At 45.4% G+C, this 12,565-nt stretch carries 8 protein-coding genes and 1 pseudogene; 8 read left to right on the top strand and 1 reads right to left on the bottom strand.

Annotation, left to right across the window (positions count from 1 at the left end):
- Window positions 1-2: 2 nt before the first annotated feature.
- Window positions 3-695: a magnesium protoporphyrin IX methyltransferase gene (gene bchM, locus H6G48_RS11480; RefSeq protein ID WP_002758172.1), complete on the bottom strand. Its 693-nt coding sequence runs from the start codon at window positions 693-695 to the stop codon at window positions 3-5.
- Window positions 696-905: 210 nt separating this feature from the next.
- Between bchM and pyk the strand changes: the two genes are divergently transcribed.
- The 8 genes and pseudogenes from pyk (at window position 906) to murI (ending at window position 10,919) form a co-directional block, all read left to right on the top strand.
- Window positions 906-2,327, top strand: a complete 1,422-nt coding sequence (pyk, locus tag H6G48_RS11475; protein ID WP_190721804.1) for a pyruvate kinase — start codon at window positions 906-908, stop codon at window positions 2,325-2,327.
- A gap of 245 nt (window positions 2,328-2,572) precedes the next feature.
- Window positions 2,573-3,370 (top strand): molybdate ABC transporter substrate-binding protein, encoded by a 798-nt coding sequence (gene modA / locus H6G48_RS11470; protein ID WP_190721831.1) that lies wholly within the window; start codon window positions 2,573-2,575, stop codon window positions 3,368-3,370.
- A 3-nt stretch (window positions 3,371-3,373) separates the two neighbouring features.
- A complete protein-coding gene (gene modB / locus H6G48_RS11465) occupies window positions 3,374-5,212 on the top strand; it encodes a molybdate ABC transporter permease subunit (protein WP_190721803.1) in 1,839 nt (612 codons plus the stop codon).
- Between the two features lie 118 nt (window positions 5,213-5,330).
- Window positions 5,331-5,783 carry a hypothetical protein gene (locus H6G48_RS11460; RefSeq protein WP_190721800.1) on the top strand — a complete coding sequence of 151 codons (453 nt, stop codon included), beginning with the start codon at window positions 5,331-5,333 and terminating at the stop codon, window positions 5,781-5,783.
- Window positions 5,784-6,055: 272 nt separating this feature from the next.
- Window positions 6,056-6,331: pseudogene (locus H6G48_RS11455) on the top strand (zinc ribbon domain-containing protein); the annotation flags it as partial.
- A gap of 95 nt (window positions 6,332-6,426) precedes the next feature.
- Window positions 6,427-7,815, top strand: a complete 1,389-nt coding sequence (locus tag H6G48_RS11450; RefSeq protein WP_190721798.1) for a cation:proton antiporter — start codon at window positions 6,427-6,429, stop codon at window positions 7,813-7,815.
- 253 nt (window positions 7,816-8,068) lie between these two features.
- On the top strand, window positions 8,069-9,967 hold the full coding sequence (locus H6G48_RS11445; protein ID WP_190721796.1) for an N-acetylmuramoyl-L-alanine amidase: 1,899 nt from the start codon (window positions 8,069-8,071) through the stop codon (window positions 9,965-9,967).
- Between the two features lie 100 nt (window positions 9,968-10,067).
- Window positions 10,068-10,919 (top strand): glutamate racemase, encoded by an 852-nt coding sequence (gene murI / locus H6G48_RS11440; protein ID WP_190721794.1) that lies wholly within the window; start codon window positions 10,068-10,070, stop codon window positions 10,917-10,919.
- Window positions 10,920-12,565: the final 1,646 nt, after the last annotated feature.

The following is a 12,565-nucleotide window of genomic DNA, read 5'->3' as shown; positions in this document are numbered from 1 at the left end:
ATTTATTCACTGCGGACAGCTTCGAGGATACGGGAAAAATAGAAACGAGTGCTAGTCATGCTCGTCCGTTCAATTTTAAAGCCATTTTCGTTGAGAGCGGCGACAATAGTTTTTTCCTTGTGTTGATAGGCGCGAGTGGTTTTACTCGGACCGGGGAAAAATTGACCAATTTTCTTGAGAATGGTTAATAAACAGGTTTTAGGGGCAAAACTGAGGATTAAACGGGATTGAGCTAGGGATCCCAGGTGTTTAATCATTCCTAATGCTTCTTCTGTGGGATAGTGAATGAGAACATCAAGACAGATGACCGTGTGATATTGGCCGGTTAATGCTTCTAAATCTTGAACGGCAAAGGTGAGTTTACTGGTATCTGCTAACTCTTTGGCTGCTCTTTCCTTGGCTTCTGTCACCATTTTCTCAGAAATATCACTGGCGAAAATAGTTGCGCCCGCTTGAGCGAGGGGAATACTAAGACTACCGACTCCACAACCGGCATCACAGATCGAGAGATTGGGCAAATTGTCATCACTTTCTAACCAACCGATAACGGTATCGATCGTCTGTTGATGACCGATGCGAATATCTTTTTGTACTTTGTTAACTTCGCCATCCCCATAAATCCGGCGCCAGCGATCGAATCCTGTGGCGTTAAAATAGTCCTTGACTATGGCTTTATCGTCTAATGTGTTGGTCATAACGAAATCTAAACGAGCGGAGATGGTTATTAGTTTATCCTACCTTAAAGATATCAACGGTTGCTGCTGATAGCTGGCTCCTGACTGCTCAGGAGCGGACCGGGAGCGATTGCAAGTCTGTGGAAAAGCTTAATTTGTTTTCCACTTCACTTTTAGTTAACCTAAAGTGAATATCATGTAATCGTCCCAAGATCGATTAGTAAGGGTTCCATGTCAATTATTACCCATAGAACTAAGATCGTAGCCACGATCGGCCCTGCCAGTAATTCGCCAGAAGTCCTCAAGCAGATGATCGGTGCGGGGATGAATGTAGCGCGGCTAAACTTTTCCCACGGTAGCTACGAAGATCATGCGAGAGTTGTTACCCTTTTACGGCAAATTTCTCAAGAATTAGACAATCCTATCACTCTCCTGCAAGATTTACAAGGTCCGAAAATTCGCGTTGGTAATCTCCCCAATGGTTCCATTACCATCAACGACGGCGATTATCTCACCCTTGTACCCATGGATGAGTATCGGGGAGAAGCGAACACCGTTTCGATCGATTATCCCTATCTGGCCGAGGAAGCCAAGTTAGGTGAGCAAATTCTCCTTGATGATGGCTTATTAGAGCTAAAAATCGTTGAAATTAACGGAAAAGACCTGAAATGTCAAGTGTTGGAGGGAGGAATTCTCAAGAGTCGCAAGGGAGTCAATCTACCCCGTCTCAATTTGCGCTTACCTTCCATGACCGAAAAAGACAAACAAGACCTAGAATTTGGTCTTTCTCAGGGGGTTGATTGGGTTTCCCTCAGTTTTGTTCGTAAAGGAGAAGATATCAAGGCGATTAAGGCATTTTTAGCCGAGAGAAATCATGCGGATGTGCCAGTGATAGCTAAAATTGAAAAACCGCAAGCGATCGAAAATTTGGAGTCAATTATCGAGGAATGTGACGGAATTATGGTGGCCCGGGGCGATTTGGGGGTAGAATTAAGTCCCGAAAAAGTCCCCATGTTGCAAAAACGCATTATCAAACTCTGCAACATGAAAACTATTCCCGTCATCACTGCCACCCAGATGTTAGAAAGCATGATTAACAATCCCCGACCGACTCGGGCCGAGGCTAGTGATGTGGCTAATGCGATTATCGATGGAACCGATGCGGTGATGTTATCGGGGGAATCAGCAGTGGGAGATTTTCCCGTCAAAGCTGTGGCTATGTTGGCCAAAATCGCCCATGATGTGGAAGCGGATGTGAAGTTTGATAATGCTCCCCCCAATCAGTCCGATGAAACTCACGCTCTCAGTGAGGCTTTAGTGGCGATCGATCAAACCCTTGATCTCCGTTATATTGTCACTTTTACCACCTCTGGCTACACTTCGCTACTGGCTTCTAAGGAACGTCCCTCGGTTCCCGTCATTGCCATGACTCCCAATAAACGAGTCTATCACCGTCTCAATCTAGTCTGGGGTGTGATCCCGATTCTTCTTGATCATCAGGTGTCCGTCTTTGAGGATGTGTTAAAGCAAACGGAATCAATTCTGCTTCAGAAAAATCTAGCGCAATCGGGCGATAAAATCCTGATTATGGCGGGAATTCCCATGCAGAAAACTAAAGGCACTAATTTCCTCAAAATTCACAGGATTCCCTAAGTTCTAGGATTCAGGGGTCAGTATTCTCCGAGACAGTATTCTCCGAGACAGTATTCTCCGAGTCAGGAGTCAGCTTTTTTCTCCCCACACCCCCACTTCCCCACTCCCCCATCTCCCCACTTCCCCATTCCCCACTTCCCCACTTCCCCAAGAAAAACTTTTTGCCGCAAACCCTAGATACAGATTTCGGGCGGTGGATTGGTTGTGATAGATGTATAAATATCGATCGCTTGCTATCAATCTTGATGAAAAGACGATATTTTCTGGCTTTTATCGGCTCAATTGTCCTTAGTTGCTTATTATCTCCAGACATAAACCTTTTTTCCTCTACTATCGCCACTGCACAAACCCAGACAATTCTAGTTTCTGCCGCCGCTAGTCTCAAAGATGCCCTAGAAGAAATCAAGCCGGGGTTTGAAAAAGCCCATGCCAACATTAAAGTTAACTATAACTTCGGTGCGTCGGGAGCTTTGCAACAGCAAATTACACAAGGTGCGCCGGCCGATGTTTTCGTCTCGGCCGCGACTAAGCAAATGGACGCTTTAGCAAAAGCTGGTTTAATCGATAGAAGTACCAGAAGAAACCTGCTCACTAATCGCCTAGTTTTAATCGTTCCCAAGAATTCCACCCTAAAAATCAGCGATTTTCGTTCCCTGACTAACAGTAATGTCAAAAGAATTGCCGTGGGTGAACCGCGCAGCGTTCCCGTCGGTCAGTACAGCGAAGAAGTTCTGAAAAATCTCGGCATTTTAGAGCAAATAAGACCAAAACTGGTCTTTTCCAACTCCGTCCGTAATGTTCTCGCCGCCGTAGAAACCGGTAACGCCGATGCTGGCCTTGTTTACATCACCGATGCCAAAATTTCCGACCGGGTAAAAGTAGTGGCTACGGCTGCCAATAATCTCCATTCTCCGATTATTTACCCCATAGCTGTGATCAAAGCCAGTAAAAACCCGCAAGCTGCCAAGACTTTCGCCCAATATCTCATCAGGAAAGCCGCTAAAAACATTTTTGAAAAATTCGGCTTCGGAATAGCCAGATAAACAATGCCAGACTTTTCCCCCCTATGGATATCCCTGAAAACCGCCACCATTGCCCTGATAATCATCTTTTTTCTCGGTATTGCCGCCGCTTATTGGATGTTAGGTTATCGTGGACGGTGGAAATCCCTAATCGAGGGAGTTTTCGTCGCGCCCTTAATCTTGCCCCCGACGGTGCTAGGCTTCATTTTACTGCTCCTATTCGGCAAAAACGGACTATTAGGACAGTTATTAGACTTATTTAACTTTCGCGTCGTTTTTACTTGGTATGCCGCCATCATCACCGCGACGGTGGTGGCTTTTCCCCTGATGTACAAAACCACCCTAGTGGCTTTTGAACAGGTGGATGCCAACATCCTACAGGTTGCCCGCACCCTAGGGGCATCGGAAGGGAAAATATTCTGGCGCGTACTTTTGCCCCTCTCCTTCCCCGGAGTATTAGCAGGATTAACCCTAGCTTTTGCCCGCGCTTTGGGGGAATTTGGGGCGACTTTGATGTTAGCGGGTAATATTCCGGGGCAAACTCAAACTATCCCGATGGCGATTTTCTTCGCTGTGGAAGCAGGAGCGATGACTGAGGCTTGGATATGGGTGTTTATTATCATGTTAATCTCCCTATCGGGGATTATCGCCGTTAATCTCTGGCAAAGTCAACGTAAACAGCAATTAGGACGACCGGGAGAAAGCAAACCTAACGAGATGGAGGACTGGCTGCCACCCTGGCAGGGTCGCGATTTTGCCCTTTTAGAAGCTGAAAATAATCATTATAGGGATAAAATAGGCTTATTTGTCGATATAGAGAAATCTTTACCCGGTTTTAACCTCTCGGTAACTTTTAACTGCCAAAATCAGCCCCTAGGACTATTAGGGGCTTCGGGGTCGGGAAAAAGCCTGATTTTGCGATCGCTGGCTGGTGTGGAAACGCCCTCAAGGGGTCGTATTGTCTTAAATGGGCGCATTCTCTTCGACTCCGAAAAGGGAATTAATCTCCCCAGTCGTCAGCGTCGTATCGGTTTTGTGGTGCAGAATTATGCCCTTTTTCCCCATCTCACCGTGGCAGAAAATATCGCTTTTGGTCTCTCGCAAAAGTTACCCACAAAAATTATCCGTCAGCAGATTGCCACTCAATTAGAATTAGTGCAGTTACCCGGCATGGAAAACCGTTATCCCCATCAATTATCGGGGGGACAACAGCAACGGGTCGCCATCGCTCGCGCTTTAGCTAGTCGTCCGGAAGCTTTATTATTAGATGAGCCTTTTTCTGCCCTTGATACCCATCTACGCGCTCAATTAGAACGTCAGATGATCAAAACTTTAAGTAATTACGATGGCGTGACAATTTTTGTTACCCACAATATGGATGAAGCCTATCGAATATGTGAGAATTTATTAGTTATGGAAAAAGGGCGGGCAATTGCTAATAATTCTAAACAGAAAATTTTTGAGCGACCAGATAGCGTTAGTTTGGCAAAAATTACGGGCTGTAAGAATTTTTCCCGTGCTATAATCATTAATAATCAACAATTGGAGGCCATTGATTGGGATGTTAAATTACACACCGTCCCCAGAATTCCCGACTATTTAGCCTATACGGGAATTCGCGCCCATCAAATTATTTTTGGTCGAGATTTAGGCGATATTAATACTTTTCCCTGTTGGTTAGCTAATGCCATTGAAGGACCCCATCGGGTGACTCTCTATCTGAAACTTAATCAACCCTCCAACCACGACCGCGATTTTCATATCCAAGCAGAGTTATATAAGGATAAATGGTTAGAAATTAAGGAGCAAGCTTTGCCTTGGACTGTTACTTTATCTCCCCAGCGTTTATTATTATTAAAGTAATGGGTTAATTTTTCTCAAGTGCTGACAGATATAGAGCTTCTAAAATCCCAGACCATCCCGTTAAATACCCGCTCGTGTCATTAGTTAGTAAAAATGTTCTATATAGAGTTATAAAATCATGGCTAAAAAGGAATCTTGTGATTGGATAATGCGAGTGGATTTACACTTACCCACTCCTGATGAAATGCCGGATGAAATGTTAGAAATAGCAGCAGCAATTGCGTGGGTTAATTACCGAGTGGAGGGGCCAGGTTGTCTGTGGCTGATGGTCAATTCCTGCTGTGAACCTAAATTTATGTATCTGCCAGATATCAAGTTAAGACGAATTGCCGAAAGAGCGCATCCAGAGGTGGATATTTACGATCCAATTAACGAACTCCTGCTGTTAGTTAGTCCCAATTGGGAAATATTTTCAGGGGAATTAGTGGGAGATAATGAAACACATTTTTATTACCGAATTAACGTCAAAAAACGAGTAGGAAAATCCTGTGAAGATTGCTGGGAGGTTTGGGGAGAAAAGTTAGGAGAAGTTGGTCGAGAAGGAATGGTAAAAGTAGTGGAAGATGTCTAAAGTGTCGATTGAGTAATTGATTGCTCACCACAGAGACCCAGAGGATACAGAGTTTTTTAAGTAATTTTTCTGATTAATGAAATAGTGTTATATTGGTAGTTAGGATATGGGAAAAAGGCAAGGAAGCGGTTCGGATTTTGTGCTGTCCTTTGGGTGCGGGGTAAAAAATTAGAAGAAAAAGCCCGCAACCCCCTCAGAGGTATTTTAGAGGGCTACATTCCGCACTTCAGAAGGAGGTTCAAGTTATTGAAATAGTTTCAAAAGCCAACAAAAAAACTCAGTTGTATGGTGCGGAGTTAATCGTAGCTGATAGATGGTTCCCCAGTAGCAAAATCTGTTCCAATTGTGGATACAAAAAAGAGTCTCTATCTTTATCCGAAAGAGTTTTTGATTGTGAACAATGCTCTTTTGTTTGTGATAGAGACTTGAACGCTAGTCTCAATCTAGCTTCTTTGGCGGTGAGTTCCACCGTGTCAGCCTGGGGAGTAGATAGTGCCGACACTGCTACCTTGAAGCAGGAAATTAGCTTCAAATTTGCTCATGAGTAGATTTGAGTAAGTTTAATAGAACGGCAAACTTTGAGCAGGGATGACTGAATAGGCCGCAAGCTTGTTAGAGTATTGAGAGTAATTTTGAGCGAGCGATGATACTACAGCCTTTTCTTTCTTCCGCTTGGAGTTTTAACATTCCCCTGTTAGCCTCGGCAGCTACAGCCGAAACTGCCGATAGTGCCTTAGTTTTAGCCTGCGTGCTGCTGAGTTTGACCGTTATTTATTTCGCCTGTAAACTGGGGGGAGAAATATGCGTGCGATTCAACTTGCCTCCCGTGTTAGGAGAATTAGTCGGTGGCGTGATTATCGGGGTTTCTGCCCTAAAATTACTGGTTTTTCCAGAAGGAGGAGCGGGATTCGAGGATTCTCTCCTAATTCACTTCCTACAATCCACTTCCCCCCTCACCCCGGAGCAATCTCCCGCCGTTTTTAGTGCTGCCAGTGAGGTGATTTCCGTCCTCTCGGAATTGGGGGTAATTATCCTGCTGTTCGAGATCGGTTTAGAGTCAGACTTGCAGGAATTAATTCGCGTCGGTCCGCAGGCAGCCGTCGTCGCAGTGGTGGGAGTTGCGGTTCCCTTTTTGGTGGGTACTTTGGGTTTAATCTATATCTTTCATCTGGCCACCATTCCCGCCATTTTTGCCGGGGCAGCTCTAACCGCTACCAGTATCGGCATTACCGCCAAGGTTTTAGCAGAAATAGGGCAGTTATCGGCGAAAGAAGGTCAAATTATCATCGGGGCAGCGGTTCTCGATGATATTCTCGGTATTATCATCCTCGCTGTCGTTGCTTCTTTGGTGAAGACTGGAGAAGTGCAGATTAGCAAAGTAATTTATCTAGTGATTAGTTCCAGCGCTTTTGTGGTGGGTGCGATCCTGATCGGTCGTTTTTTAAGCCCCTTTTACGTTCAATTAGTTAATAGCATGAAAACTAGGGGACAATTGCTCTTAGTTTCCCTGATTTTCGCCTTTATTCTTGCCTATATTGCCCAAGTTATCCAATTAGAAGCGATTCTCGGTTCCTTTGCCGCGGGCCTGGTCCTCGGGGAAACGGAAAAGCGCTCGGAATTGGCAGAACAAGTGTTCCCGATCGCCGATTTATTTGTACCGATATTTTTCGTCTGTGTGGGGGCAAAAACCGATTTAAGTGTCCTTAATCCCGCTATTCCCACTAATCGAGAAGGATTAGTCTTGGCCGCTTTCCTAATTGTCGTCGCTATTTTGGGTAAAGTGGTAACGGGGTTAGCCGTTTTCAGTCAGGAAAAACTCAATCGCTTGGCGATCGGAGTTGGCATGATTCCCCGGGGTGAAGTGGGTTTAGTCTTTGCCGGAGTCGGGGCTGCTAGTGGCGCTTTATCCCCCGCTGCCGATGCGGCCATTATTATGATGGTGATCTTGACTACCTTTATCGCTCCGCCCCTGTTAAGGTTAGTATTTAAAGAACCTACCGCCAGCCCTCAATCAGTGAGCAGTGAGCAGTGAGTTAGGAGCTAGAGGATAGGGAGATAGGGAGATAGGGTAATTTCAACTAAAACCCCAAAACCCCAACACCCCAACAACCAATCCCTGATCACTGATCAGAAACATAGCAGACCATGCCAACGTCCCATAAGCTTGTTTTTATTGATAGTCATTCTCAGAGCATTAACGGAGCTATGGATGGTCAAAAATCGACAAAATTGTCCATTTTTACCGAAAAAAGGTAATTGATAACTGAGCAACGGGAGCATCGATCGTGAGATTTCATTGGTTATTCCTAAGCGCATTAACTTGGTTGCTGGTGGCGGCCCCTGCTTGGGCCGGCAAGCTCGTCTTTTGGCGATTCGACACCAATGAGAATCGTCTGGTGTTCACCACCGACAATCGAGTGCAACCGCGAGCGCAAATGATCACTAACCCCACCAGGATCGTGATCGATCTGCCCGGGATCAAGTTAGGGCAACCCAATATTAACCGGCCCATTGGCAATATCGTCAGAAGTGTCCGTATTGGTCAATTTGATGCGGAAACTACCCGTTTAGTGATTGAATTGGCCCCAGGCTACACCTTTGATCCTCAACAGGTAAAAATTCGCGGAATTTCGCCCACCCAATGGACAGTGGAATTGCCAGAACCCCAACCAATTAGGGAGGAAACGCAACCACCCGTCACCCCTGACCCCACACCTCCCCCCGATCGCGGTTCCACCCGTCCCACTCCCCCACCTCCAGTGAGCCAGACGGACAACAACGATGATTTTCAGGTAACTCGCAATGGTCTTTTTGTCCGTTTAGAGCAAAATGGTGATGAGCGATCAATCCGCAGTCAACGCAGCCGGGACGGCAAAAAAATCGAATTTGAATTACCCGGGGCCACTTTACCCAGTAGTCTCACCGGTCAAACTATCCCCGTCAATCGCTATGGGGTCGGCGATATTCAATTCAGTCAGACTGCCAATCAACGGGCCAAGATTTCCCTGAGCGTTAATAAGGATAGTCCCGATTGGCAAGCTCTCTATAGTCGTTTTGGTGGTTTGGTTTTACTGCCTAGGGGTGGTCTGGGTTCCGTGGATAATATCTCCTCTCCCCCCCCCACTAGCGCCACTAATCCCAATCCCCGTCCCAATAATCCCCCCGCGAAAACTGCCAATAATCCCCCTTCGAGCAATCGTTTGGCCACGATCTCCTCGATCGATCTGGCGGGTAATAACGATCGCCTGTTAATTCGCGCGGATTTACCCCTAAAAGCTAACGGCAGTGTTAACCGGGATGGTGTCTATGAACTAAGCATCGAAAATGCTAAGTTAGCCGAGTCTTTTCGCGGTCCGCGCTTTGGTCGCTCTAGTCCCATCTATCAATTGCGGGTACGTCAGGAAAGCGCCAATAAGGTGCTGATTTTGGTACAGACGGCCGCGGGTTTTCAACTGGGACAATTAACTCAAACGGGCAATCAAACCCTAGCCCTAGAATTGCTTTCCTCCCGCAATTCTAGCCCCGTTTCTCAGGTTCCTGACTACACCACTATACCTGTCCCTTTACCCCCAGATACGGGGCAATTTAACCCACCGCCGCGCTCCTCTAACCCCACTCCTAATCCCCCCCGACAAGGCAATAGCCGCTTTCTAGTGGTGATCGATCCGGGCCACGGTGGTAAGGACCCGGGGGCGATCGGAATTGGTGGCCTTCAGGAAAAAAACGTAATTCTGCCCATTTCCCTAGAAGTTACCCGCATTCTGCAACAACAGGGCATCGATGTGCGTCTAACTAGAGATAGCGACTTTTTTGTCACCCTGCAAGGTCGCACGGATCTGGCTAACCAGATCGATGCCGATCTGTTTGTCAGTATCCACGCTAACTCTATGGGGAAAGGACGACCAGATGTCAACGGATTGGAAGTTTATTACTTTGGCGATCGCCGTTTGTCGGACACCATCCATCGCAATATTGTCCGCAGTGTCGATCTGCCCGATCGGGGGGTGCGTCGGGCCCGTTTCTATGTGCTGAGAACCTCGAAAATGCCCTCTACCCTCGTGGAAGTGGGTTTCGTTACCGGCGCTGAGGATGCTGCTAAATTAGCCAATGTCAACTTTCAACGACAAATGGCGGCGGCGATCGCAAGGGGAATTATTGAATATATTCAACGAAATCTCCGTTAATGATTAAATGATTGGAGCATTAGTTTACTGATCAAAAAATCCGTGTTTTAATATCATCAAATAAAGCTATTTTAGATCAGCGTTTTCCTCGATATTATCTATGAGAGAATCACAACTTAGTCCGATTGGTGTGTTTGATAGTGGTGTGGGTGGACTGACCGTTTTAAGGGAGTTGTATCGACAACTGCCCCAAGAATCAATTCTCTATTTCGCTGATACCGCTAGACTTCCCTACGGAACCCGTTCTAAAGGGGAAATTATCGAATTTGTCCGGGAAATTCTCACTTGGATGAGCGAGCACCAGGTGAAAATGGTGATTATGGCCTGTAATACCAGTTCCGCCTTGGCTTTAGAAGAAGTACAGGCCGAATTTAAAGATTTACCAATTTTGGGGGTAATTTTACCCGGGGCAAAAACTGCCGTGCAAAAAGGAAAGCGCATTGGGGTGATTTCTACTCCCGCTACGGCTAAAAGTAATGCCTATAAACAAGCCATTCAAGAAATCGATCCTACTGCCCAAGTTTGGCAAATTCCCTGTCCTGAATTTGTCCCTTTGATCGAGGCTAACCGCATTTTTGACCCCTACACCACGCAGGTGGCTAGGGAATATCTTCAGCCTTTACTAGCAGAAAATATTGATACTCTGGTCTATGGTTGTACCCATTATCGCCATCTTTCCCCGGTTTTACGTCGTCTTTTACCTAGTTCCGTGCGGTTGGTAGATCCCGCCGCTTCCGTTGTCCGAGCGGCGGAAAAAGAACTAGAATTATTAGGTCTAAAAAATCCCGAAACACCCCTACCTACCAACTTCGCAGTTAGCGGTGATCCTGACACTTTTGCTCGTTTATCTCGTCAATGGCTCGGTTTTTCTCCCCGGGTAGAAAAGGTTTATCTGCAATGTCGGGTGAAGACCCTCGGTTTTACAGATGGGATGAAACAAAGGCCAGTATAGAACAGCGAACCACAGCTAAAAATAAGTGTCTAGTCTCAAGAGCGAAATCTCGAATGACTTCTGACATTGTTAATGGCATTCTAGTTGCGTATGCCGAAGTGCGCTTGCTCTTCTTTTGGGGTCATTAGCCTTGGCAGTCTTTTTTCCTTTAAAGGTTTGAAGTACTCACGAAAAATAGCTACCATATAACTATAGCGGCTAGGGTAAACAACCGCTTGAAAAACCCCTGTAGTCTAATCACTACGCTATCTGCACCTTGACAATCAAAGATATGGGGTTCTACCTAATGTTCTAGTTTCTACCTGTAGGTAGGTAAAATCTTTGCAGGAACTAGACAAAGCAGTATTTGAAGCTAACACTTCAATTAAAGCAAATTTTGTAGAAATACAACTAGGGTGGGGCGCACCCAAAGTTAACGCTTGAGGAGAGAACCACCTCTGGGTTGAGAATCGCAAGGTACTTAGTCTAAGTGGACTCGGTGAATCAAGAATCCCTCGCTTGAGCGCGACGGGAGCGTCAATTGCCTGTCCCCGTTTTATAGCCGTCAGCCTTTTTCAGGGAGCAGTAATCAGGGAGCAGTAATCAGTGAAAAGACAGTAGGAAACTGCTATTTACAGCCTTTCTCGTCAAGGTGAAGCACAGACACTAATACCTGCTAATCAACTATTTCAGCTGCAAGAACGAACCTCATGTATCTGAGAAATGCTGTAATACTGCTCACTTAAAACTCAAATCTGATCAACTGATCACTGATCACTGATTAGGAGTTGATTTTAGCTTTTTTAGCGATCGCTAGTAAGAGGTAGATCACCAGTAAATACACCATTGGTAACACTAAGGTCATGGTAGGCATTGTTTGATTAGGGAGGAGAGAAGATAGTTAAAATTAGGTAGGCTCGATCTTTCCCCATTGATCATCGAATGACTAGCGACGAGAAAACTAGCTAAATCTGCAAACAGATCGAGCTTATCCGTCAGTCACTCTACCAAGGGACCCGGATCGAGTTGGACAGGTAATCGTTTTCAACTCCATTCTTCGCACCAGAAACCGACGAGAAAAAATTCCTCATCTTAACAATTCCTAGGTGAGAACTGGGGGTTAATTTCTTGCAACTGCCACTATCAACTTAACATAAGTTGTCAAGGACTGGGAAAAAATTTTTTTAAGCTCGATCGAAAGGAGAATAATCAAGATTTTGCGAAGAAGATTGTCGTCGTAATCAATCATACTTTGAGAATAATTTGACCAGCGAAGCTAGGATATTTGTTAGAATATCAAGCATAAAAAATTAGATTGTTCATTGTTCATTGTTCATTGTTCATTGTTCGGGAGCATCTCACCTTTGCAATGAGCATAAATACTTAGGGGAAAAATAGGCTTTTCGAGGGTAATTCTTGTTTTAATTCTCTATGTACGCAGTCTTTAAAAGCCTCTATTTCGTTCCAAGACACGATTAAGAGTGGCTTTTAAGCTAAGTATAATTACTCATCGCGTAAGTGAGATGCTCCCCATTGTTCATTGTTCAAATTTATTTAAGAGAACTCCATAAAAAAGATGATCCAATAGTCAAGTGGTTTGATAAGGGATTTCCACAAACCACTTTGGCAAATGGGGAAGTCGATTAATCTGTTTTTCCAACTCTGCC

The sequence above is a fragment of the Microcystis flos-aquae FACHB-1344 genome (assembly GCF_014698375.1).
Classification (GTDB): Bacteria; Cyanobacteriota; Cyanobacteriia; order Cyanobacteriales; family Microcystaceae; genus Microcystis; species Microcystis aeruginosa.
The sequence above is the reverse complement of the archived record's forward strand: the minus strand, read 5'-3'. Positions and strand labels throughout refer to the sequence as shown.